This window comes from Pseudomonas sp. Au-Pse12 (assembly GCF_021341665.1).
Classification (GTDB): domain Bacteria; phylum Pseudomonadota; class Gammaproteobacteria; order Pseudomonadales; family Pseudomonadaceae; genus Aquipseudomonas.
The window spans coordinates 77,137-101,791 of sequence record NZ_JAJTTH010000002.1; the positions used below are offsets into that span (position 1 = coordinate 77,137).

The 24,655-nt window shown below is 65.0% G+C and carries 18 protein-coding genes and 1 pseudogene; 7 read left to right on the forward strand and 12 right to left on the reverse strand.

Going from position 1 to position 24,655, the window contains the following annotated elements; translation table 11 throughout:
* Positions 1–34: 34 nt before the first annotated feature.
* The 9 genes and pseudogenes from LXM55_RS04930 to LXM55_RS04970 all read right to left on the reverse strand — a co-directional run bounded on the left by LXM55_RS04930 (position 35) and on the right by LXM55_RS04970 (position 10,983).
* Positions 35–1,687, reverse strand: a complete 1,653-nt coding sequence (locus LXM55_RS04930) for a ShlB/FhaC/HecB family hemolysin secretion/activation protein (RefSeq protein WP_233319194.1) — start codon at positions 1,685–1,687, stop codon at positions 35–37.
* Between the two features lie 85 nt (positions 1,688–1,772).
* Positions 1,773–2,492, reverse strand: coding sequence for a fimbrial biogenesis chaperone (locus tag LXM55_RS04935; protein ID WP_442799744.1), 720 nt, complete (start codon positions 2,490–2,492; stop codon positions 1,773–1,775).
* Between the two features lie 35 nt (positions 2,493–2,527).
* Complete coding sequence (locus LXM55_RS04940; protein WP_325169830.1) at positions 2,528–5,167, reverse strand: fimbria/pilus outer membrane usher protein; 2,640 nt, start codon at positions 5,165–5,167, stop codon at positions 2,528–2,530.
* 135 nt (positions 5,168–5,302) lie between these two features.
* Positions 5,303–6,058, reverse strand: coding sequence for a fimbrial biogenesis chaperone (locus LXM55_RS04945; RefSeq protein ID WP_233319198.1), 756 nt, complete (start codon positions 6,056–6,058; stop codon positions 5,303–5,305).
* Positions 6,059–6,086: 28 nt separating this feature from the next.
* Positions 6,087–6,665 carry a fimbrial protein gene (locus tag LXM55_RS04950; protein ID WP_233319200.1) on the reverse strand — a complete coding sequence of 193 codons (579 nt, stop codon included), beginning with the start codon at positions 6,663–6,665 and terminating at the stop codon, positions 6,087–6,089.
* A gap of 552 nt (positions 6,666–7,217) precedes the next feature.
* A pseudogene (locus LXM55_RS04955) lies at positions 7,218–8,349 on the reverse strand (MFS transporter).
* Between the two features lie 73 nt (positions 8,350–8,422).
* Entirely contained in the window at positions 8,423–9,355 is a 933-nt protein-coding gene (locus LXM55_RS04960) for a 3-keto-5-aminohexanoate cleavage protein (protein ID WP_233319203.1), read from the reverse strand.
* Between the two features lie 99 nt (positions 9,356–9,454).
* Entirely contained in the window at positions 9,455–10,243 is a 789-nt protein-coding gene (locus LXM55_RS04965; protein ID WP_233319205.1) for an SDR family oxidoreductase, read from the reverse strand.
* A complete protein-coding gene (locus LXM55_RS04970) occupies positions 10,240–10,983 on the reverse strand; it encodes a GntR family transcriptional regulator (RefSeq protein ID WP_233319207.1) in 744 nt (247 codons plus the stop codon). Before LXM55_RS04970 ends, LXM55_RS04965 begins: the two co-directional genes overlap by 4 nt.
* Before the next feature lie 292 nt (positions 10,984–11,275).
* Between LXM55_RS04970 and LXM55_RS04975 the strand changes: the two genes are divergently transcribed.
* The 5 genes from LXM55_RS04975 to LXM55_RS04995 all read left to right on the forward strand — a co-directional run bounded on the left by LXM55_RS04975 (position 11,276) and on the right by LXM55_RS04995 (position 18,478).
* Positions 11,276–13,396: a 3-hydroxyacyl-CoA dehydrogenase NAD-binding domain-containing protein gene (locus tag LXM55_RS04975; protein WP_233319209.1), complete on the forward strand. Its 2,121-nt coding sequence runs from the start codon at positions 11,276–11,278 to the stop codon at positions 13,394–13,396.
* A gap of 29 nt (positions 13,397–13,425) precedes the next feature.
* Positions 13,426–14,607 (forward strand): acetyl-CoA C-acyltransferase, encoded by a 1,182-nt coding sequence (locus LXM55_RS04980; RefSeq protein ID WP_233319211.1) that lies wholly within the window; start codon positions 13,426–13,428, stop codon positions 14,605–14,607.
* Positions 14,608–14,617: 10 nt separating this feature from the next.
* A complete protein-coding gene (locus tag LXM55_RS04985; RefSeq protein ID WP_233319213.1) occupies positions 14,618–15,805 on the forward strand; it encodes an acyl-CoA dehydrogenase family protein in 1,188 nt (395 codons plus the stop codon).
* 10 nt (positions 15,806–15,815) lie between these two features.
* Positions 15,816–16,958 carry an acyl-CoA dehydrogenase family protein gene (locus LXM55_RS04990; protein WP_233319215.1) on the forward strand — a complete coding sequence of 381 codons (1,143 nt, stop codon included), beginning with the start codon at positions 15,816–15,818 and terminating at the stop codon, positions 16,956–16,958.
* A gap of 266 nt (positions 16,959–17,224) precedes the next feature.
* Positions 17,225–18,478, forward strand: a complete 1,254-nt coding sequence (locus tag LXM55_RS04995) for an OprD family porin (RefSeq protein ID WP_233319217.1) — start codon at positions 17,225–17,227, stop codon at positions 18,476–18,478.
* A gap of 65 nt (positions 18,479–18,543) precedes the next feature.
* Here the strand turns inward: LXM55_RS04995 and LXM55_RS05000 are convergent, their stop codons facing one another.
* From LXM55_RS05000 to LXM55_RS05010, 3 genes are read right to left on the reverse strand one after another with little or no spacing between them, the layout of a single operon-like run.
* Entirely contained in the window at positions 18,544–19,512 is a 969-nt protein-coding gene (locus LXM55_RS05000; protein WP_233319219.1) for an NAD(P)H-dependent flavin oxidoreductase, read from the reverse strand.
* Positions 19,513–19,544: 32 nt separating this feature from the next.
* Positions 19,545–20,900 (reverse strand): MFS transporter, encoded by a 1,356-nt coding sequence (locus LXM55_RS05005; protein ID WP_233319221.1) that lies wholly within the window; start codon positions 20,898–20,900, stop codon positions 19,545–19,547.
* Positions 20,901–20,948: 48 nt separating this feature from the next.
* Entirely contained in the window at positions 20,949–22,652 is a 1,704-nt protein-coding gene (locus LXM55_RS05010; RefSeq protein ID WP_233319223.1) for a long-chain fatty acid--CoA ligase, read from the reverse strand.
* Positions 22,653–22,973: 321 nt separating this feature from the next.
* Here LXM55_RS05010 and LXM55_RS05015 point away from each other — a divergent pair, with 321 nt between their 5' ends.
* Both LXM55_RS05015 and LXM55_RS05020 read left to right on the forward strand, forming a co-directional pair.
* Positions 22,974–23,405 (forward strand): PaaI family thioesterase, encoded by a 432-nt coding sequence (locus LXM55_RS05015; protein ID WP_233319225.1) that lies wholly within the window; start codon positions 22,974–22,976, stop codon positions 23,403–23,405.
* A 178-nt stretch (positions 23,406–23,583) separates the two neighbouring features.
* Positions 23,584–24,372, forward strand: coding sequence for an IclR family transcriptional regulator (locus tag LXM55_RS05020; protein ID WP_233319228.1), 789 nt, complete (start codon positions 23,584–23,586; stop codon positions 24,370–24,372).
* Positions 24,373–24,655: the final 283 nt, after the last annotated feature.

A 24,655-nucleotide genomic window follows, 5' to 3' on the forward strand; every position in this document is an offset into this window, starting at 1 on the left:
AGAACGGCACCACTTCCAAAGCACACGCAGGCCTTCAGAAAAACTGTGTCGCGCTCACCCAGACCCGCGGAGTGCGCTCGGGACCGTCCCCGGCCTTCTGGTTATCCAGGGGCCAGGTACTGCTCAGGTTGAGTTGCCGCTGGTCGCCGCTCCAGCGTGCCCCCAGCCCCGCCGATTGCAGGCGCTGGGTGTTGATTTCGCTCGTCCAGGGCTGGCGGTTGACCTGCACGTAGCCCTTGTCGGCAAACAGGCTGAGCTGCCAGCGCGGCGCCAGGGCGTAGCTCAGCTCAAGGCCGGCCTGCCAGCCCTGGTCGCCAATGCCGGCGTTCTGCGGATAGGCGCGCACGCCGTAGGGGCCGCCGAGGCTCATCTTTTCCGAGCCGTCGAGGTTGGCCGAGGCCCACTGGGCGTTGACTTGGGCATAGAGCTGGAAACGACTGCCCAGGCGCTGCAGGCGCGCGACCTGCAGGTTGGTCTTGGCGAAGCCGCCGCCGGTGCCGGCGGTATAGCGATCGAAGCGCTGTTCATCGGCGTCATCGAAGGTCAGATGGCCATGGCCGTAGGACAGGCTGAACTGGTTGTAGCCACCGCCCAGGAACGGGTCCTGGCGGTTGCCGCCCAGGCTCAGGGTCCACAACTCGATGTGCTTGCGCTTGCTCAGCTCGAACAGGTCGATGTCGTCGCGCAGTTGCTTGTTCTCGTACTGCAATTGCGTGCTCAGATCGTAGGTCCGGCCCCGCAGGATCGGCTGCACGAGGAACAGGCTCCGGACACTGGCCTGGCCATTCATCTGCAGCTTCTTCACGCGCTTTCTGTTGAGCTCGTAGCTCATGTGCGAATAGGCCGCGCCGACCCGGGTCGACCAGGGCCCCACGGGCAGCTGATAGGCGCCACGCCAGTAGCGCTGGTCGCGGTCGGTGCCAAGCAGGCGCAGATTCAACAGGTCCCCCAGGCCCAGGGGGTTGTTGAGGTTGAAGCTGCCCCCCAGGCGAAACTCGCCGGTGTGGTAGCCACCGAAGTTATCGGCCTCCAGGCTGCCACTGGCCCAGGGGCCGGGCTGGGCATCCACCAGCAGGTCGCTGGTGCCGGGAACCTGGCCCGCGCGCAACGTGCCCTTGGCCCGGACCCCGGGCAAGTCGTTGAGCAGCAGCAGGCTGCGCTCCAGATCGGCACTGTTGACCACCGCGCCAGTGTCCAGGGAAGCCAGCGGCGCACGGAGCACAGCGTCCCGGGCACGGGACTGGTTGCTCAACTCGACACGCCCGAAACGGCCCTCCACGACCTCGATGCGCACCACCCCGCCATCGATCTCCTGCGCCGGCAAAAAGGCCCGGGCCAGCAGGTAGCCGTGCTGCTGGTAATAGGCAGTGATGCGCTGCGCCGCGCCACGCAGACCAGCCAGGTCGAGCTCCTGCCCCGGCAGATCCTCCAGCAACTGCTGCAGCACCTGATCACTGAACAGCTGATTGCCCTCGACGATGAATGCCTTGACCTGCAAGCGCAGGCCCGAGGTGTCCGGGGGCACGGCCGAGCGATCGGCCTTGGGCACATCCAGCGGCACCTCATCGGTTGGCGGCGGCAGCGCCGGCTGGGTGGCTTCGATATCCCGTATGGCCTGCCCGGCGCTGGGCACCTGGACCCGCATCTGGGCTTGCACCAGCACTGGCCACGACAGGACCAGCACCATCCCCCACCTCACCATCGAACGCACTGTTGCCCGCCCTGGGCGTTGACGGTTGCATCCACCGGCCAGCAGCCCAGCTGCTGCACCACTACAGGTGTATTTGCGCACTTCCACTCAGCGTCTCCCCGCTGTCTAAAACCACTTGGTATCGAACGTCTGCCGTGCCGGCGCTGAAGGCTGGCGCAGCGCCCAGGGGCAACTGCACCGAGCCGAACGGCTCGACGGTGATGCCCTGCAAGGTGATGGATTGGCGGCTGTCGCCCAGCTCCACCTGGGCCAGGGACACGTAGTAGGGCGTCGGGTTGCTCGCCTTGAGCGCCGCACCTTGCCCCCCCTGCTGCAGGCTCCAGCTCAGCTGCTGCACCGCCTCATCGGCGCGCCCCGGCAGGCCCTGGGGGCGGTACAGCAGCTTCATGCGCAAGCGATAGCTGACGCGCAGCTGGTTGCTGCTCAGGGCTTGCAAGGACGGCACTTCAAGAAAGTTGAGCCAGAACACCGACTCGCGATCGGCGGGCAACGGCTCGCCACTGTGGCGCAGCGACAGCACCGAGCTCTGCTGTGGATTGAGCCGCGAAAGAGGCGGCGAGAGCACGAACGGCACTGCCAGCTGGCTCGGGTCGGCGCTGGCATCCCCCTTGTCCAGCCAGGCCTGAAGCAGCAGCGGCGATGTCCCGAGATTGCCGACCCGGATGCTCAAGGCCGCCAGCCCGGCGGGATAGATGAAACGCGTACCGACGATCGACAGATCGGCCGCGGCCACCTGGCTGAACAGCACCAGCAGCGCCGCACTCAGCAGGCCCACGCGCAACCGAGCACCACGCGAGCGCTGAAAAAGACCGCCACTCAAGATGAATGCTCCTGGCTGCCGTTGGCCTCAGGGCCCCGCGGTGGCAAGCCGCGACACGGCAAGTCGAGCACGCTGTAATCATTGCCCGCCGCCTGCGCTGCACGCGCAGGCAGCACATAGTCAATCTGGCACTGCTCTGCGGGCCCTTCGCCCCATTGCACACGGATGCTTCCCTGTTCCTTCTCGCTGCGCAGCACCAGGCGACTGCCCTGCCCCACGGCCCCGAGTTCCTCGGCGCTTTCAGCGTCGAACGCGATCGCGGCAAACGGCAGCGGCGAGCCATCGGCCTGCCGGCTGTCGACCAGAAACGCCCGGGCCTTGCGGGTCGGATAGGAAAGCCTGACCACCGCCCCCGCCTTGGGCGCGACGTTGCGTGAACTGACCTGCAACTCGACGTCGTCGGCCATGCCGCTGGGGTCCAGGTCCACGGTGTTGAGCTGATAGGGCGCAAGACTCGGCAGCACCGCATAGCCGTGTCCGTCCACCTGGGCACCGCCATAGCCCACGCTGGCGCCCTTGGCATGCGGGGCGTCTACCAGGGCGGTGGTTTCGCTGAGGGTCTGGGACAGCGTCAGGCCACCGGCGTGCAAGAGCATGCCGCCGGAAGCGCCCAAGGACTGCGCCCGATAGTCACGGCCCTGGGACAGGCTCGAATTCAGGGACACCTGCGGCAGGGAATAGCTCAGGTTAGCGTTGGTCGAGGTTTCGCGAGGCTGAGCATCATGGGACACCGAGACACCGTAGGAGGCGGCTTCACCCACGGATCCGGAAATGCCGCTGGAGTAATGGGCGCCGGAATTCTGGTCATGGCTGATGTAGGCGTTGGCCATGGTCGAGCCTCCGGACACGCCTCCCAGGGGTATCGACAGGCTGAAGTTCCACAGGGTGTTTTCACTGCTGCTGCGACGCCCCGAAAACTCGTTGGAGCTCTGGGTCCGCTGGATGCTGAAGGCGTAGCTGAGGCCGCGCCACTGGTTGTTGTAGCCCAGAGAGTAGTTGCGGGCCTGTCCGCGACTGTTCCAGTAGTTGAGGGAGGAGCCGTTGAGGTAAAAGTCACCGCCGATACCGCTCACTTGCTGGTTGATCGTCACATCCAGCCGATCGCGGACCCGGGCGAATGCTTCGAACCTGGCCCCTCGGTTGACGAAGTCCTCCAGGTCGATGGCGTCCCTCAGGCTCAGGTAGCCCCGGGTGGAATAGCGATAAGCCAGCAACGAGAACTGGGTGCCGCTGTCATGCAGGTTCTTGCTGTAGGACAGGCGCAGGCTGGAACCCTGCAGGCTGCCGTTGCGCGGAACCTCGGTGCGGGACTGGGTCAGGTCGAGGCCGAAACCGCCGAGCTCGGTGTTCAGCGCCGCGCCGACCAGGCCCGCCATATAGCTGCCGGTGAGCGAGGCACCGGCATAACCGGTGACCTGGTTGTCCAGGCCACGCTGCAGGGTGCCCTGGGCCACATACTGGTGCTGGCCACGCCCCCCGGCCTTGATCACCTGGCCGCCACTCAGGTTGTAGCGGGTTACGCCCGGACGCAGGTGCCGAGCCAGGGTGGCAAAGGGCACGGTGAAGCGCTGGCTGCGACCGTCGGCCTCGGTGACGGTCACCTCCAGGTCCCCGCCAAAGCTTGCGGCTTGCAGGTCGGCGATCTCGAAGGGGCCCGGAGCGACGGTGGTCTCGTACACCAGGTAGCCGCGCTGGTGCACCGTGACCTTGGCGTTGGTGTTGGCCGAACCGCGCACCACCGGAGCGAAATAGCGCTGGGTCGTGGGCAGCATTCGTTCATCACTGAACAGCTTGACCCCGCGAAACGACACCGAATCGAACAGCTCGGAATCCGTCACGCTTTCCCCCACCAGCAATTGCGAACGCCAGTCGGTCAGGTCGGTCTGGCCGTAGATATAGCCGCGCTGATAATCGCTGCCGCTGTCGGGCGACCAGGAAAAGGTGCCGCTGTGGCGCAGGCGCAGAGCCCCGAGGTTCAAGCCCATGTTCAATCCGGCGTAACCGTTGGTGCTGCGCTGCCCACGGCTCTGGGAGCTGAACAGGTTGGTGCTGTAGTTGAGCCGGGCAGCGTTGATGCCCGTGTCCCAGCTGGCCGGATCGACATAGCTGGATGACGCTTCAGGCAGCACGAAAAGCTGTGGCACGGAGAGTTCCAGCTGCTGCTCGGCCATGTTGACCTGGGTGATCACGTGCGGGATGTAGGTTGCAAGGTCGCCACAGAAAACACCGTCGCCCTGCAGTGGATGGCTGGCCGGAGCCCGCGCGGCATCGACTTTCTGCAGATCGATCCCCAGCTGTTGGAGCAACGTGCGGTTGTAGCAAGGCTGGCTGCCCTGAGGGTCATCGCTTTCGCGCATCTCGATCTCGATCAGCCCCCGCCAGGCACCGCTGACCCGCACATCCAGCGGATACTTGCCTGGTGCAACGTATCCCGGACGCTCGAAGCGCTGCATGTCGATAAAGGTGCCCGGCCCCTTGAACAGCATCTGCGTATCGAATAACGCCGGAGCGTTCTGGGCATCGCCGGGCACGGGCGATACCGACGACTGATCTGCCGCCACCGGCTGTGCCGCAATGGGGGCCACAAGCCCCAGCAGCCCGGCAAAGACCGACAGGGCTCGCAAGAGCGGGGCCAAACCATCACCAGGACAGACGCGCGCGCGCACAGGAAAACCCAGCCGCAAAGACTGCACACTGAACATAATCGATACCAATCCACTCAGCGCTTAACAGCCAACCAGGGCCAAGACACAGCTGAATTAACAGGGCAACTAGAGAAGGTTCTTTTCGAGCGGTACGCGGCCACCGAAGTCATTGACGACCTCAACGTGAACAGCCGCATTGCGTGGCGCTTTTTCGGCATTGGCCGGCCAGGCAAAGGACGCCTGAGCAAAGGGCGCAACCATCCCGGCCCCCAGGTCGACCGTCCGCCCCTGCACTTTCACCTCGACCTTGCTGAAGGACAGGTAATAAGGCGTCGGGTTGGATACCTGGATAAGTGGCCCACGGGCCATGCCTTTTGCAACGCCCTTGGGTTCAAACTTCCAACTAAGCTTTTGCGCCGCCGAGTTGATGTTGGTTTTCAAGTCAGCAGGACGGAAGAACAACTTGATCCGATGTCGGAAGGTAAAGGCCAAGCGATTTTCATCCTGGCTTTGCTGAGGAGGAACCTCCAGGATATTCAGCCAATACAATGACTCACGATCACTGGGCAACGGTTCTTTCGAATAACCAATGCGCAACACCGCAGTGGCATTGGCCTCCAGGCGACTGAGTGCGGGAGTCAACTGAAAGGGAACTTTCATTTCCTCAGGGGCCTTACTGGCATCACCATCATCAATCCAGGCCTGCACCAACATTGGCTTATCGCCTGGGTTGTTCATCCTCAGCGTCACATCACGGGCAGCGGCTGGATAAACCACACGCGTTCCATGAATGATTATTTCCGCATTGACTGCCGAGGAAAATAAACTCAGAAACATGGCGCCGACAACGAACGCTTTAAACACATGCGCTTTCGGCGCCATGAGCAACTCCTTATCTAACTGACAACGGTCAGTTGTACGTCACGTCGAAGTTGATGTTGGAGTCAGCACGACCTTCCACGATCGTGTCGCTGACCGCGACATAGGAGGCCTTGAACTTCAGGACAGCCTTATTGCCCACGACGTCGGCAACCTGCTGGTTATTGTTTTCCGACAGGTCGATTTTCCCCGGCGCGGCACCGTTGTTGTGAATCTGGATCTGCACGCCCGATGCCGAACCGGCACCACCGTCGATCAGACGCAGGTTGCCGGTGGCGTTATCGATGAAGCCGTCCTTGTGGAAGCTGACAGCAGCCTTGGAACCGTCAGTGCAACCGCCGCCACTCAGGTTGATGTTGAATTCCTTGAACTCGGAAGCCGTGCCAACGCCATTGAAGACCGAAGGCAGGATGTTGCCGAACTTGACCGTACCGGTGTTCACGCCGGACTCGTTGGCATCGACCTGGACCTTGCAACTGACACTGGAGATCAAGCCTTCGAACTTCACGTTGCCGGAGTTGACACCGGTCTCTGCGAAACTCAATGCCGGAGTCAATGCCACAAACAACAACCCGGAGGCCGCTACGGACGCAAAAGATTTAAGTTTCATCTGATTCCCTATTATTAAAAACCATCTAAGAGCACAGCATTCAAAACAATATCGCCTTCCCGAGATATACAGCACCACTAGACATCGAGTTAACGAAACATGAGTTGAACGCCATAACCTAGCTCAACGGAACTCACCCGCAATGAAACACATACTGACAACATGCTGCTGCATTCCATTCAGAGCGAGCGTTACAATACCGACCATCCCCATTCATTAGAATAACGACCAATCCTCATGTAACGAGGCTCGATCCCTAAATGAACAAGACTTTTCTTGACAACTTGTAGCACTTCTAAAAAATCCGACCGATCAGAACTAAAGCCAACTAATAAATAAGACACTTCTTATATATGCAGTCCGCCCGTGTCATTCGAACAGGCGACAAACAACCAGGATTCAGCCCGGTAAACACCGGATCAAGTCGCTGCTGACTAGTTCCGGGCGCCCGCATGGTGCGGCACGCAGGCCCAGGCCCAACGTAAAACGCCCGGTGCAGTGCACCGGGCGTTTGGCCAGACAACCATCGACAGCAAGCTGCACCGCAACCGCTTACAACCCGCTTGTGCGCTCCTGAACGGGATGTGCAGCCGGAGCCCTGCGGCGTAGCGCAGGCTCATCCTCCTGGCCCTGGCGCAAGCGCAACGCCGCCAGCGCGGCCACCAGCAGTACCAGGGCAATCGCCTTGAGGCCATTCATCGCATCGCCGGTGCTCATCTCGATCGCCCCCATCACCGAGGGTCCGACAAAGCCGCCCAGCAGCCCGCAGGAGTTGACGAAGCCCAGGCCGCCCGCCAAAGCCGCGCCTTTAAGCCGTGAAGCCGGGTACAGAAAGATGATCGACTGCACCACGAAGAACATCAGCGCCGCCACGCAGAACCCCAGCAGGCTGAACACCGGCCCGGAAAACGCAGCGATCGACAGCCCCGCCGCCATCACCAGCAAACCGCAGACCAGCAGGCGCCGCGAGCGTTGCGGGCTGTTGGCCAGCCGGGGCAAGGCGATGGCCCCCACGGCCGCGGCGATCCAGGGCAGCGAAGTCAGCAGGCCGACGCTCATGATGCTCAGGTTGCCGTATTTGCCGATGATGCCGGGGAGGAAAAAGATCACCGTGTAGACAGTGATCTGGTGGCAGAAGTAGACAAAGATCGCCAGCAGGATCTGCGGCGTGAAGCATTGCCGGAACGAATGCCCGCCCTGCCCCGCGCCCTCGTCGGCTTCCCGCGCCAGGCGTTGCTCGATGGCCGCCGCCTCGGCGGCGCTCAGCCAGGGCGCGCGGCTCGGACGATCCGGCAGGCGCCGCCACACCACCCAGGCGAACAGCACGGCCGGCAACCCTTCGAGCAGGAACATCCACTGCCAGCCGTGCCACCCCAACAGGCCGTCCATCTTCATCAGCGCCGCGCCCAGCGGGCCACCGATGATATTGGCCAGGCACACCCCCAGCAGGAAGTACCCGGTGGCCCGGGAGCGCATAGGTGAGGAAGAACAGGCCGGCGCCCAGGCCATAGGCCGCGGCGGAAATGCCCAGGTCCACATCCAGTTGATGCTTGGCCAGGGCGATATTGGTGCGGTCGAGAAAACTCAGGACATAGGCCGCGATCAGCAGCGGCATCAGCTTGCGGAACATCAGCCGGGTCAGTTGTTGCGGGTCCCGGGGCGGCGCGGTGGTTGCAGTGTTCATGGGCATATCCCGTTGTCATTGTTATGTGGGATCGCCGGCGCCGCAGCAGGCGCCGGCAGTGGGCCGACGGGGCTCAGAATGCGACTTGGTCACGCCCCTTGAGCCCAAGCAGGGCACGGGCTTCATCGGCCGTCGCCACGCGCCCGCCCAGGGCTTCGATGACGCCACGAATGCGCCGCACCTGGTCGGCGTTGCTCGCCGCCAGCTTGCCGGGGCCGTCCCACAGCGAGTCCTCCAGACCGACCCGGGCATGGCTGCCCATGGCCAGGCCCATGGTTGCCAGCGGGATCTGGTTGCGCCCGGCGCCGAGGATCGACCAGTGATAGGCATCGCCGAACAGCCGGTCGGCGGTGCGGCGCATATGCGCCAGGTCTTCAGGATGGCCACCGATGCCGCCCCGCAGGCCGAACACCGACTGGATGAACAGCGGCGCCTTGAGCAAGCCGCGCTCAAGGAAATGCGCCGCGGTGTAGAGGTGGCCGATGTCGTAGCACTCGATCTCGAAGCGGGTGCGATTCTCCGCACAGGCGCTGAGGATATGGGCGATGTCGCGGAAGGTATTGCGGAAGATCCGGTCGTCGCTCTCCTCCAGGTACGGCCGCTCCCAGTCGTGCTTGAACTCGGTAAAGCGGTTGAGCATTTCGTACAGGCCGAAGTTCATCGAGCCCATGTTCAGCGAGGCCAGTTCCGGCTTGAACTCCAGCACCGGTTGCAGGCGCTCCTCGACGCCCATGGTCGGCGCGCCGCCGGTGGTGAGGTTGATCACCACGTCGCAGGCGTTCTTGATCTGTGGCAGGAAGCGCCGGAACAACTCGGGGTCCTGGCTCGGCCGGCCGTCCTCCGGGTCTCGGGCATGCAGGTGGACGATGGCCGCCCCGGCCTCGGCGGCGGCGATGGCCTCGGCGGCAATCTCCGTGGCCGTGACCGGCAGATGGGGCGACATGGAAGGGGTATGAATCGCACCGGTAACGGCGCAGGTGATGATGACGGGTGTTTTTCCAGGCATGACGGTACTCCGACTTTTATTCTTGATGAAAAAAATCCCAGGGTGTCGCTTGATGATTTCAGCGCGGGCGGTCCTCACCGGCGCGGCCGGTCGGCGTGGCTAGAGGTACTCGACGTTGCCGTCGACGCTGATCGCCTGGCCGGTAACGTTGCGGGCGGCCGGCGAGCAGAGAAACAGCGCCATGGCCGCCACGTCCTCGGCGCTGACCATGCGCTTGAGGGAAATCTTCTCCAGGTACTGCTCACGCATCTGCGCCAACGGCACGCCGGTCTGCTCGGCCCGGGCCTGGATCACCGCATCCATGCGTGGCCCCTGGACGATCCCGGGCAACAGTGCGTTGACCCGGATATCGCTGGCCCCCAGCTCCGCCGCCAGCGACTTCATCAGCCCGACGATCGCCCACTTGGTGGCCGCATAGGGCGTGCGCCAGGCATAGCCCAGGCGCCCGGCCACCGAGGCGATGTGCAACAGGTGGGCTTTGTCCGAAGCCTTGAGCAGGGGCACCGCGTGGTGAGCAAAACGGTATTGCGCGGTCAGGTTGATATCGATGGTGCGCTGCCAGTCGGCATCGCTGACGGCATCGATGCCCGCCGTCGGCCCGGCGATCCCGGCGTTGTTGACCAGCACATCGAGGCCACCGAAACGCTGCACCTGAAGCGCGAACAAGGCCTCGATCTGCGCCGGGTCGGCCACATCGGTGCGGGTTGCCAGGGCCTCGGGATAGCGATCACGGAAGGCCGCGAGGGCCGCCTCGCTGACATCGCACACATGCACCTGGGCACCGGCCTGGAGATAGGCGGCGGCCAGCACTTCTCCGATACCGGCGGCGCCGCCGGAAATCATTACCCGAAGGCCCGGATAAGGCTGCAAACGTTGCAGAATGTTCATGCTCGATCTCCTTTGGCCTTGTTCGCCGACGCGCCTTCACTCTTGGCCAGCAAGCGGCCCAGGGAGTCCGCCGCCTGCATGATGTCGTCAGTGACCGCCGCCCGCGCCCCCGGGCCATCGCCGGCCACCAGGGCTTCGACGATACGGTTATGCGCTTCCATGGAACGTTGCAGGTGGGCCTTGTCCGGCGCCACCAGGGCGAAGCAGGGGCCCATGTGCAGCCAGAAGTTTTCCACGGCAGCCATGGTCAGTTCGGCCCGGGCCACAGCGTATATCCGCCGGTGGAAAGCGAAGTTGGTCCACAGATAACGGGAAACATCCACCTCGTCGGCGGCCTTCTGCATCTGCCGGCAGAGGTCGGCGATCTCCTGCATGTCGGTTTTTTGCAGGTGCTGCACGGCCTTTTCCGCCAATAGCCCTTCCAGCGCCACCCGCGCATCACGGATCTCCCGCAGGCGCTCCACCGTCATCATGCGGACACGCAGGCGGGAAGTTTCAGTGACCTCAAAGGCATTTTCCGCACTCAACCGCTGCAAGGCTTCGCGCACCGGCATCGGGCTTGAGCCCAGGGCCTCGGCCAGGCCGCGAATGGTCAGTTTCTGGCCGGGCTGGAAACGGCCACTCATCAAGGCTTCGCGGATCTGTCGATACACCTGCTCCTGCAAGGTATCGCGAGAAACCTGACGCAAGGTGGGCAGAGGAATGGGGGATGGAGGATGGGTGACGGGACCTTCGGACATGACTGCACCTGTGGTGTGGTTCTTGTGGACGCCAATATGTGATCACAAATCAAATATGTCAAATAGCCCAATCGGTGTTCGTCACACCCAACAAAGGCTGAAATCCAGTGAAAGGAATACATTTATTCCGCACTGCGAAATACTATTCCGTATTGACCACATAATTTATTGATGACAGGATTATTTTCGCCAGCCGATTCAAACAGCGGAATCCAATCCTGATTTCCGCTCAATGCCCTGAAACCTGGGCAACCATCGGCCTCACGCTGCCCTTCCCCCGGAGACTGCTGCAATGAGTCGCGAAACAGCCCTGCCATCTGTGGAATCCACCTTGCACGGCAACATCCTGGTGCTGACCCTGAATAACCCACCGGTCAATGCCCTTGGCGTGGAGGTCAGGCGCGGGCTGCTGGCCGCCATCGACAGCGCCACCGACAACCCGGCCGTGGCCGCCATACTGCTGGTCGGAGCAGGCCGCCACTTCTGCGGCGGCGCCGACATCCGCGAATTCGGCAAGACGCCCCAGGCCCCGACGCTGCCGGCGGTGGTCAAGCACATCGAGGACAGTCCAAAACCGGTGGTGGCGGCGATCCAGGGCGTGGCCCTGGGGGGTGGCCTGGAGGTGGCGCTGGCGGCCCACTACCGGCTGGCCCTCGACGGCGCCCGCCTCGGCCTGCCGGAAGTTCTCCTGGGCCTGCTGCCCGGGGCCGGAGGCACCCAGCGCCTGCCGCGCCTGATCGGCGCGAAGGCCGCGCTGGACCTGATGCTCAGCGGCCGTCACGTGAACGCCAGGGAAGCCCTTGAGCTGCAGCTGGTGGATCGCCTGGCGGACGCTGACGATGCCCTGGCGGCCGGCCTGGCCTACACCCGCGAGTTGTTGAGCAGCCAAGCCGGCGTACGGCGCACCCGGGACGCCCGCGCCCTCGGCGACCAGCCCCTGCAACGCGAACAGATCAACGCCGCCCGCGAGCAGCTCGCGCACAAGTCCAAGGGCTTGCTGTCGCCGCACAGCATCATTCGCGCGGTCGAAGCCGCCCTCGACCAGCCCTTCGAACAGGGCCTGCAGGAAGAACGCCGGCTGTTCCTGGAATGCCTCGACAGCCCGCAGCGGGCCGGGCTGGTACACGCCTTCTTCGCCGAGCGCGAAGTGCTCAAGGCGCCGGAAACCCGCATCGCCCAACCGCGTCCCATCGAACAGGTGGCCGTGGTCGGCGGCGGCACCATGGGCGCCGGAATCGCCGTGTCGGCGCTCGACGCCGGCCTGCGGGTGACCATGATCGAGCGCGATCAGCAGGCCCTGGACCGCGGGCGTGGCAACGTCGAAAAGGTCTACGACGGGCTGATCGAAAAAGGTCGCCTGGATGCGGCAGGCAAGGCCGCGACCCTGGCCCGCTTCAGCGCCAGCCTGGATTACCAGGACCTGGCCCAGGCCGACCTGGTGATCGAAGCGGTGTTCGAGGACATGGCCGCCAAGCAAGCGGTGTTCAAGGAGCTGGACCGGGTGTGCAAACCCGGCGCGGTGCTCGCCAGCAACACCTCCTACCTGGACATCAACGCCATCGCCGACAGCGTCTCGCGGCCCGCCGATGTGATCGGGCTGCACTTCTTCTCCCCCGCCAACATCATGAAGCTGCTGGAGATCGTGGTCCCGGCCAAGGTCGCCGCGGACGTGGTGGCCACGGCCTTCGAACTGGCCAGGAAACTGCGCAAGGTGCCGGTGCGCGCCGGCGTCTGCGACGGTTTCATCGGCAACCGGATCCTTGCGGTCTATCGCCAGGCCGCGGACCACATGATGGAAGACGGCGCCTCGCCCTATCAGATCGACCAGGCCCTGCGCGACTTCGGCTTTCCCATGGGGCCCTTCCAGGTGGCCGACCTGGCCGGTGGCGACATCGGCTGGGCGACCCGCAAGCGCAAGGCCGCGACCCGTGATCCGGCAGCCCGCTACGTGCAGATTGCCGACCGCCTGTGCGAGCGCGGCTGGTTCGGGCAGAAAACCGGCCGGGGCTACTACCTCTATGCCCAGGGCCCGCGCAGCGCCAGCCAGGACCCGGAAGTCCTGGCAATCATCGAGGCCGAGCGGGCCCGGGCCGGCATCACGCCCCGCACCTTCAGCCCCTCGGAAATCCTCCGGCGCTACATGGCGGCGATGATCAACGAAGGCGCCAACGTGGTGCATGAAGGCATCGCCCTGCGGCCCCTGGACGTGGACATCACCTTTATCCATGGCTATGGCTTCCCGCGCTATCGCGGTGGCCCGCTCAAGTACGCCGACCAGTACGGCCTGCCCCAGGTCCTGGCGGACATCCGCGAGTTCGCCGAAGAAGACCCGCGCTTCTGGAAACCCTCGCCCTTGCTGGTGGAACTGGTAGACCGCGGCACCGACTTCGACAGCCTCAACCACGCCGACTGACCACGCCGACAGACCAAGGAATCCGACCCATGCGCGAAGCCGTAATCGTCGCCACCGCACGCACGCCCCTGACCAAGGCCCACCGCGGCGAATTCAACATCACCCCCGGCCCGACCCTCGCCGCCTTCGCGGTGCGCGCCGCCGTGGAACGGGCCGGCATCGACCCCGGGCTGATCGAAGACGCCATCCTCGGCTGCGGCTATGGCGAGGGCACCACCGGGCGCAACGTCGCGCGCCTGGCGGTGGTCCGCGCCGGCCTGCCCATCAGCATCGCCGGCACCACGGTGAACCGCTTCTGCGCCTCCGGCTTGCAGGCCATTGCCATGGCCGCCGGGCGCATCGTGCTCGACGGAGCCCCCGCGATCATCGCCGGGGGCGTGGAAAGCATCTCGCAGATCCGCGGTCGCGGCAGCGACGACCCGGACCTCGACCCCTGGCTGTTGCAACACAAGCCGGAACTGTTCCTGCCGATGATCGAAACCGCGGACATCGTCGCCGCTCGCTACGGCATCAGTCGCGAGGCCCAGGACCGTTTCTCGCTGCACAGCCAGCACAAGACCGAAGCCGCGCAACAGGCCGGGCGCTACCGCGAGGAAATCATTCCCTGCACCACCCGCATGGCCGTGACCGACAAGCAAACCGGTGAGGTCAGCCAGCACCAGGTCACGGTGGACGCCGACACGTGCAACCGCCCGGGCAGCACCTATGAAGCGCTGGCCAAGCTGGAACCGGTGCTGGGCCCGCAGCGGTTCATCAGCGCCGGCAACGCGTCGCAACTGTCCGACGGCGCCTCGGCCTGCGTGCTGATGGAAGCCGGCGCAGCAGCCCGCGCCAACCTGCAGCCGCTGGGCGTGTTCCGTGGCATGGCGGTGGCCGGGTGCGAACCCGACGAGATGGGCATCGGCCCGGTGTTCGCCGTGCCCAAGCTGCTCGCCCGGCACGGCCTCACGGTGGATGACATCGGCCTCTGGGAACTCAATGAAGCCTTCGCCTCGCAGGCGCTCTACTGCCAGCAGCGGCTGGGCATCGCCGACGAATGCCTGAACGTCAACGGCGGGGCCATCGCCCTTGGCCACCCGTTCGGCATGACCGGCGCGCGCCTGGCCGGCCACGTGCTGCTCGAAGGCCGGCGCCGCGGGGTCAAGTACGCCGTGGTGAGCATGTGCATTGCCGGCGGCATGGGCGCCGCCGCGCTGTTCGAAATCTATTGAGGACGCCGACATGGACCTGAGTTTTACCGCACAAGAAGAAGCCTTCCGCGAGCAGGTGCAGGCCTTCCTCGCCGAACACTTGCCCAGCGAACTGAGTGACAGGGTGGCCAATGGCGAACGCCTGTCCAAGGCCGACATGCAGCACTGGCACTCGATCCTCAATGCCCGCGGCTGGCTGGCCAACCATTGGCCCGAGGCCTTTGGCGGACCGGGCTGGAGCGCCGTGGAAAAATTCATCTTCGAGCTCGAATGCGGCCTGGCCAACGCGCCGCGCATCGTCCCGTTCGGGGTCAACATGCTGGGGCCGGTGCTGATCAAGTACGGCACCGCGCAGCAGCAGGACTACTGGCTGCCACGCATCCTCGACGGCCGCCACTGGTGGTGCCAGGGCTATTCGGAACCCGGAGCCGGCTCGGACCTGGCGGCCGTCAAGACCACGGCCGTGCGCGATGGCGAGCACTACGTGGTCAACGGCCAGAAGACCTGGACCACCCTGGGCCAGCACGCCAACATGATTTTCTGCCTGGTGCGCACCGACCGCGAGGCCAAGCCCCAGGAAGGCATCAGCTTCCTGCTGATCGACATGGCCAGCCCCGGGGTCGAGGTGCGGCCGATCATCACCCTGGAAGGCGACCACGAGATCAACGAGGTGTTCTTCACCGACGTGCGGGTGCCGGTGGCCAACCTGGTGGGCGAGGAGAACAAGGGCTGGACCTGCGCCAAGTACCTGCTGACCTACGAGCGCACCAACATTGCCGGGGTTGGCCTGTCCATGGCCGCGCTGCAGCGCCTCAGGCACGTGGCCGCGCAGCGCACCCGCAACGGCCGGCCGCTGCTGGAGGACGCGCAATTCGCCGCGCGCCTGGCCCGGGTCGAGATCGATCTTGCGAACATGAAGACCACCAACCTGCGGGTGATCGCGGCCGTGGCCGGCGGCGGTGTCCCCGGCGCGGAAAGCTCGATGCTGAAGATCTGCGGCACGGAAATCCGCCAGGAACTCACCGCCCTGCTGCGCCGGGCCATGGGCCCCGCCGCCCGGGTCATGCTGGCGGAGGACGCCGCCGGGGCCATGGACCTGGGCCCGGCTTTTGCCAGCAGCGCGGCGGCGCAGTACTTCAACAATCGCAAGCTGTCGATCTTCGGCGGCTCCAATGAAATCCAGAAAAACATCATTTCGAAAATGATTCTCGGGCTCTGAGGGGGCGCACATGAATTTCGAATACAGCGCGGAACAGCGCATGCTCGGCGACAGCCTGAACCGCTTTATCGCCCAGCAGTACAACCTGGAAAAGCGCCAGCAGAGCCTGCACTCGGAACAGGGGTTCAACCCCGAGATCTGGCGCCAGCTGGCGGACCTGGGGGTGATCGGCGCCCTGTTCAGCGAAGCCGACGGCGGCTACGGCGGCAGCGGCTTCGACCTGGCCCTGGTCTTCGAGGCCATCGGCCGCGGGCTGCTGGTGGAACCACTGCTGGGCAGTGCGGTGCTGGCCGGCGACGCCATCGCTGGCGCCGGCACCGAGGCGCAGAAAGTCGAGCTGGCGGACATCATCGACGGCAGCCTGATCGCCGCCCTGGCCCATGACGAACCCGATAGCCACTACGAACTCAACCGGGTCGCCTGCCGCGCCGAGGCACATGCCGATGGCTGGCGCCTGGACGGCCTCAAGAGCCTGGTCCTGCACGGCGAGCAGGCCGGCCTGCTGGTGGTCTCGGCGCGCACCGCCGGGGCCGTCGACGACAGCCTGGGGATTTCGCTGTTCCTGGTACCGACGGACACCCCGGGGCTGCACATCCAGGGCTGCGCCACCCTCGACAGCGGCCCCGTTGCCCAGGTGCGCCTGGACCAGGTGATCCTGCCGGGCTATGCCCTGCTGGGTGGCCTGCACCAGGGGTACGCGCCCCTGGAGCGGGCGATTGGCCGGGGCGTGCTGGCGCTCTGCGCGGAAGCCCTGGGCGCCATGGAGGCGGCCAAGCTGGCGACCCTGGACTACCTGCGTACCCGTCAGCAGTTCGGCCGCCCGATTGGCAGCTTCCAGGCGCTGCAGCATCGCATGGCGGTGTTGCTGCTGGAGATCGAACAGGCGCGTTCGGCGGTGATCAACGCCGCAGCGGCCCTGGACAGCGATCGCCTGAACCGCGAGCGCGCGCTGTCGGCGGCCAAGGTCAGCATCGGCCGGATCGGCACCCTGGTGGCCGAGGAATGCATCCAGTTGCACGGCGGTATCGGCATGACCTGGGAACTGCCGCTGGCCCATTACGCCAAGCGGCTGGTGATGATCGACCATCAGTTGGGGGACGAAGATCACCACCTGCAACGCTACATCGCCCTCGGCCAACCACCCGCGCCATGAAACACACGCACCGGCGGCCAGCCGACCCTGCCACAACGGCAGCAGGTGTCGCCGCCTTTCTTGCCCGACGCGCAGCGGGCTGCCCGACGCTGCGCGAACCCCCTCGCTGAACTCCTCTCGCTGAACTCCTCTCGCTGAACCTAAGCCTCGCCGGGGGCTGCATGCCCCCGCGCCAGGCCCGGTGGCGAGTGGTGTTTTTCCCGCGCCGCTGCAACAGCGGCGCGACCCAGGTTTGCCTCACTATAAAAACAAGACCGGTGAATACCATGCGTCCAACTTCCAACCCTTGCCTGCCCCTGTCCATCCTGATGGGTGGCTGTGTGCTGCCACCGCTGTGCCAAGCGCAATTGATCGACGACAGCCAGCTGACCCTGGGTGCCCGCAACTTCTACATGAACCGCGATTTCCATGGCGACCGCCCGCCCCAGAACAAATCCGAGGAATGGGCGCAGGGCTTTGTCCTGCGCTACCAGTCAGGCTTTACCGAGGGCAGCGTCGGCTTCGGGCTCGATGGGCTCGGCGTGCTGGGCATCAAGCTCGACTCTGGCAGCGGCACCACCCATACCGGCGCGCTGCTGGTCGATCGCAATGGCGATGTGGCCGACCAGTACGGCTCCTTCGGCGTCACCGCCAAGGCCAGGATCGCCCGGAGCCTGTTGAGCATCGGCACCCACGAGCCCTTGCTGCCGGTGGCCTTTCGCAACGACACCCGCCTGTTGCCACAGACCTTCAACGGCACGCAATGGGTGTCCAACGACGTCAAGGACCTGACCCTGACCCTCGGCCGTTTCGACAGCGTGCGCCTGCGCAACTCCACGGATCAGGAAGACCTGCAGATGTCGGCCCTGGACCGCAACGGCCGGCAGGTCGCGGGGCGGGTCGCCAGTGACCGCTTCAACTACAGCGGCGCCAGCTACAGCATTCGCCCGACGCTCAAGGCCAGCTACTTCTACGCCGAACTGCAGGACAACTACCGCCAGCACTACGCCAACCTGACCCACACCGCGCCCCTGGGCCTGGGCTTCTCGCTGAAGTCCGAAGTGCGCTACTTCGACAGCTCCGGCCTGGGCCGGGCCCAGGTCGACAACCGCAACCTGGGGCTGATGGAAACCCTGAGCCATGGCGGTCATGCCCTGAGCTTCATCTATCAGGACCAGAGCGGCCGCAGCGGCATGCCCTTTATCAGCGGCACCGACCCCTACGGTTTCAACACCTCGACCTACAAGTCCTTCATCCACGCGGGCGAGGACTCCTGGCAGTTGCGCTACCGCTATGACTTCACCACCCAGGGCCTGCCCGGCCTGAGCCTGATGAGCCGCTACGTGCGCAGCAATGAATTCAGGATCGGCCAGCAGCAGGCCCGGGAACAGGAACTGGACACCGATCTGGCCTACGTGATCCAGAGCGGCCCGTTCAAGGACCTGGGGCTGCGCTGGCGCAACGTGGTGTATCGCGCCAACTTCGCCGCCAATGTCGACGAGAACCGGCTGATCCTCGATTACAGCCACAGGTTCTGGTAGGTCGCAGGCCGGCCCAAAACGACGCTGCCGGCATCGGCCGGCAGCGTCAATGCGCGCATGGCGCTTCACCCAAGCCGGCAGCGCATTTCCTGGCAGGCCGCCTGGTATTCCCTGGCCAGGCGCGCCACCAGTTCCCCGGCGGGCGCTACCGCGTCCAGCACGCCGATGCCCTGGCCACAGCCCCAGATGTCCTTCCAGGCCTTGGGTTTTTGCCGCTCGGCGCCGAAGTTCATCTGCGAGGGATCGCTGCTGGGCAGGTCGTCGGGGTCCAGCCCCGCGGCCACCAGCGAAGCCTTCAAGTAGTTGCCATGCACCCCGGTGATCAGGTTGGTGTAGACGATATCCTCGGCCGCCGACTGGCTGATCATCTGCTTGTAGCCCGCCAACGCATTGGCCTCTTCGGTGGCAATGAACGCAGAGCCGACATAGGCCAGGTCCGCCCCCAGGGCCTGGGCCGCCAGGATCGAACGCCCGCAGGCAATGGCCCCGGACAGCAGCAGCGGGCCATCAAACCACTGGCGGATTTCCTGCACCAGGGCAAACGGCGACTGGGTGCCGGCGTGCCCTCCAGCGCCGGCCGCCACCGCGATCAGGCCATCGGCGCCCTTGTCGATGGCCTTGCGCGCGAAGCGGTTGTTGATCACGTCGTGCAGCACGATACCGCCGTAGCTGTGCACCGCCTGGTTGATCTCGGGCCGCGCGCCCAGCGAGGTGATGATGATCGGCACCTTGTGCTCCACGCACACCGCCATGTCCTGCTCCAGCCGCTCATTGGAGCGATGGACGATCTGGTTCACCGCAAAGGGCGCCGCCGGCCGCTCCGGGTGCAGCCGGTCGTGTTCGGCCAGGGCCTGGGTGATCTGTTCGATCCACTGCGAAAGGCGCTCGGCGGGCCGCGCATTGAGGGCCGGGAACGAACCGACGATGCCCGCCTTGCACTGGGCGATCACCAGTTCGGGGGTGGAAATGATGAACAACGGCGCGGCCACCACCGGCAGGCGCAAACGCTGGGTAAGGATCTCGGGCAGGCTCATGCGCTGGCTCCTGGGTCATTGACGATGGGGGTTCATGATTCGGCCAGGGCCGCCATGGCTCGCGGGGCTTTGGCGGTACGCGTGGCAATCAGCACCAGCGCGCCGGCCAGCAGGTACATCAGGATCCCCAGGTACATGCTGGAGACATGCCCGCCGGTGTGGCTGTTGATCACCCCGTTGAGCCAGGGCGTAACGGCCGGCCCGAGGTTGCCCAGGCTGCTGATGAAGGCAATGCCCCCGGCGGTGGCCGCCACCGACAGGTACTCGCTGACCAGGGCGAAGAACAGCGGCGTACCGGCCTTGATTCCTATGTAGGCGACGCACAGGGCCGCCACCGACATCAGCAGATGGCCGTTGAGCACGGTGATGATCGCCAGGCCGAACACCGCAACCGCCATGCAGCCGACGAAGTGCCAGCGGCGCTCGCGCTGCTTGTCCGAGTGCCAGCCGATCAGCACCATGCCGCCGATGCCAACGATGTTCGGCACGGCGGTGATCAGGCCCACGAGCAGCAGGTCCTGGGTGCCCCAGCCCTGGATCAGGCTCGGCATCCAGAACACCAGCATGTAAGTGGCGCCCAGGAACATGAAATAGGCCAGGGACAGCAGGTAGATCCTGGGGTCGCGAAACATCTGCGCCAGGCTGTCCTGGGACTTGTGACGGGCGTTCTGCTGGTCCGCGGTCATGTCCTGGTCGAGCAGTTGTTTTTCCCGAGGGCTGAGCCACCGGGCGTGCTCGGGGGCATCCTGCAGGTAGAAAAACGCCGCCAGCCCCAGCACGCTGGCTGGCAAGCCCTGGATCAGGAACATCCACTGCCAGCCGTGCAGGCCGGCCATGCCGTTGAGGTACTTGAGGATGCTGCCCGAGACCGGTCCGGCGATCAGGCCCGCGACCGCGGCGGCGGTCATGAAGATGGCGATCACCTGCCCTCGGCGCGGCGCAGGAAACCAGTAGGTGAAGTACAGGATCACCCCCGGAAAGAACCCCGCCTCGAAGGCCCCCAACAGAAAGCGCAGGGTGTAGAACTGCAACGGCGTGGCAACGAACATCATCGCCGCGGCCACCAGCCCCCAGCAGAACATGATGCGCAGCAGGGTCTTGCGCACGCCGCTGCGCTTGAGCATGAGGTTGCTGGGCACTTCGAAGAGGAAGTAGCCAATGAAGAAGATTCCGGCGCCCAAGCCATAGACCGCGTCGCCGAAGGGCAGCGTCTGTTTCATCTGCAATTGCGCGTAGCCGATATTGACCCGGTCGAGGAAGGCCACCATGTAGCAGAGCATCAGCAGCGGCAGCAGGCGCCAGCGAATCTTCGCGTACAGCGCATCGAGCTGCCGGGCGGGGTCGGGAAAAACATGCGGACCTGGGACAGTTATTATTTTTGTAGTCATTGTCGCCTCCGGCGGAGTCGGTGGTTACTGCATCGTGGGAATCGCTGATCAGGGGGTGTCGGCCTCGCGCTCTTGCAGCACGCGCCACATGACTTTGCCGGAGCCGGACTTGGGCAGGCTGTCGACGAACTGCACCAGGCGCGGCACCTTGTAGGCGGCCATGTGCTCGCGCGCCCAGTCGATGATCTGTTGCGCGCTGGTGCTGCCCAGCGCCTCCTGGCGCAGCACCACCAGGGCTTTGACGGTTTCTCCACGGTAGGCATCCCGGGCCGCGATGACACAGGCTTCATGCACGGCCGGGTGCTTGAACAGCAAGGCTTCCACCTCCGCTGGCCAGACCTTGAAACCGCTGCTGTTGATCATTCGCTTGAGGCGGTCGGTGAGAAAGAAGTAGCCCTCCTCGTCCATGTGCCCGAGGTCGCCGGTGCGCAGGAAACGCTTGCCCTCGAACTCGACAAAAGCCGCCGCGGTCGCCTCGGGATTGCGCCAGTAGCCTTTGAACAGCATCGGACCAAAGGTGATGATTTCACCCACCTGCCCCGGCGCCAGCTCTGCGAGGGTCAGGGGGTCGACCACCCGCGAGTCCACGCCGAAGAACGGCATGCCCAGGCATTGCAGCTTGGCCCGCTCCGGGGGGTTGCCATGGCTCGCGGCGGCGGTTTCGGTCAGGCCGTAGCCTTCGAGGAACGTCAGGCCGAACTCCTGGCGCAGGCGCTCGGCCACCGCTTGGGGCATGGCCGCCCCGCCGCCGTTGATGTGCACCAGGCTGGACAGCTCGAAGTCCTGGTAATGGGGGCTAGCGAACAGGTCGATGACCATGGTCGGAATGCAGGTCCAGTGGGTCACCCGATGCCGGGAGATCAGGCGCCCGGCCAGCTCCCGGTCCCAGCGCGGCATGATCACCGTGCTGGTGGCGTCGAACACCGCCCGCAGGACAAAACACACCAGGCCGGTGATGTGGAAGAACGGCACCACCCCCAGGCCTACCGATTCCACCGTGGACTGGGTCCAGCTGCCACTGACCGCATTGCTCATCAGGCTGCGGTGAGTGTGCATGCAGCCCTTGGGATGGCCGGTGGTGCCCGAGGTGTATTGCAGCAGCGCCAGGTCATCGGCCTGGGCGGTGTGCGGCCCGGGGCAAAGTGACTGGGCCAGCGCCGCGTTCCAGCGCAGGAAGCCGTCGGGCAACGACGGCTCGCTGCGCAGCCAGGCGTCGATCTCGGCGCTGGCGACTTCCGCCGGGTGCATGTCCGCCGGCGCCGGCATGGCATCGCTGTAGCGGGTCACCAGTACCCGACGCAATTGCGCGCCGGGTTCAAGGGCGGCATTCGCCGCCTGGGCGATGGGCGCCAGGTCCGCGGCGCAGATCAGCACCCGCGCCTGGGCATCGCCGAGCTGGTAGCTCAACTCCTCCACCTTGTTCATCGGGTTGACCGGCACCAGCACCGCATTGGCCCGCAGGATGGCGTAGCAGGCAACGATGAACTGCGGGCAGTTCTGCAGGTACAGCGCCACCCGATCACCGGGCTCGACCCCCTCGCTCTGCAACCAGCCGGCCAGCGCCTGAGCCTCGGCCAGCAGTTGGGCAAAACTCAGCGCACGACCGAAAAACCGATAGGCGACCTTGTCCGGATAACGCCGGGCAGCCACCTCCAGGTTGAACCAGAGCGAAGTGGCCGGCACCGACAAGGCCAGGGGCAGGCGCTTGGGCCAGACCCGATGATGGGGGCGCTGGGTACGAGCAGTGGACATGGAAGACTCCTTCAAGCCCGGAAATGATCGAGGGAACAGCCATGGACAGCGTCATCCGGTAGCGGCTCGACAGCCTGCCCACGCGTGAATGGGCCACCGCCCCGGGTCGATCCTGCCCCATGCAAGGCGTGATTTTCAACCACTTATATTCCGCTGTGCGAAATGACATTCCATATTGACCGATAGAATATTCGCTGACATTCTGCATTTCAACGTGGAATCCGCGTTGCGAAACACATTCAGAAAAATCACTGCCGCCTGCCATCTGGAACACCTGCCCCCAGGCAACCGGACCAGGACCCGACCCAAGAGCCATCGCCCATGAGTGCCGTAACCGATGCTTCGATACTGCAAGGCCTGTTCAGTGGATTCGCGCTGCATATCGGGCTGCACCTGCGGGAATACCGTCAGGCGCAGACCGTGATCGCGGTCACCGTAGAACCGCAGCACCTCAACCAGGCGGGCAATCTCCACGGCGGCGTCATCGCGTCCCTGGCCGACACCGCCATGGGCATGAGCGGCACCTGGCACGCCGACCCCGGCCAGTGGCGGCTGGCCCTGACCCTGTCGCTGAACATCAACTACATGGCGGCGATCGCGCCGGGCACCGAAGTCCGCGCCGTGGCCCGTACCCGCGGCGGCGGCAGCAAGATCTTCATGGCCAGCTGTGACCTGCTGGATGCCCAGGACCGCTTGCTGGCCAGCGCCGAAGGGGTGTTCAAGCGCGGCCGGCTGCGTGCACAGGACCACTGACGCCAGCGCCTGCGGTTGATGGGCGCGGTGCAGGGCCCGGGAGCGGAATCGGCGTTCGAAAGGCAATCGCAGATTTCAATTGCAGCGGTTCCGGGATACCATTTTTCGCCTGTTTCCACGAATCCGCTGTGTGGTCAACTGGCATTGCGCCCGGCACCAGCCCCTACCGGAAGACCCCATGCAAGACCCCAACGACGCCCCGGAACACGCGCCCAAAGACCGTAAGTTCGTCGAAGCCCTGGCCCGTGGCCTGGAGGTCCTGCGGGCCTTTACCCACGGTCACGCGGTACGCGGCAACCAGGACATCGCCCGCATCACCGGCCTGCCCAAGCCCACGGTATCGCGCCTGACCTACACCCTGACGCAACTGGGCTACCTCAAGTACAACCAGGACCTGGAGAAGTACCAGCTGGATTCGGCGGTACTGGCCCTGGGTTACGCCTACTCCGCCAGCCTGCGGGTGCGCCAGTTGGGCAAGCCCTTCATGGACGAATTCGCGCGCCGCACCAACACCACCGTCAGCCTGACCTGTCGCGATCGCCTGTCGATGATCCACGTCGACAGCAGCCGCCCGCCGGAAGTCGCCAGCCTGCGCATGGAACCCGGGCTGCGCCTGCCCCTGGCCACCAGCGCGGCCGGCCGCGCCTACCTGGCCGCCACGCCGAAAATCGAGCGTGACCACCTGCTGGGGGAAGTGGCGAAAAAACTCGGGGACGAATGGCCAGCCCTGGAAAAGTCCCTGGAGGACTCCTTCCGCGAGTACGAGGAATTCGGCTTCTGCCTGTCACTGGGCGAGTGGGACCGCAACGTCAACGGTGCCGGCGTGCCGCTGCGCCTGGCCGACGGCAGCATCATGGCCCTGACCTGCGGCGCCCCGAGCTTCCAGCTCTCCAGCGAAAAACTCGAAAGCTCCCTGGCCCATCAGTTGGTGATGCTGGCCCGGGATCTGGAAAGCCTCGGCGTCTGAGGCAGGCACCGGTGCCCCCAGGCCATGCCTTGCGCCTGTCGCATCGGATCTCAGAAAAAAATGCCATGCAGCAACGGCTGGCTGCCGCCAGCCGTCAGAAAAGAGAACAGGGCCAATAGCACCCTGGATCAGGCCGAATGCTTCGGCAACGCCGCTTTCTCGTGCAGAGAAAGCGGAGTCATTGCTTGGCGGTTTGAGCGTGCCCGCAGAGCGGGGCCTGTTGGCCGATAGCAGCCTTGAAGCGACAGACCCCAGGTAAAGTCAGGCGTGGGCCCGACACTCC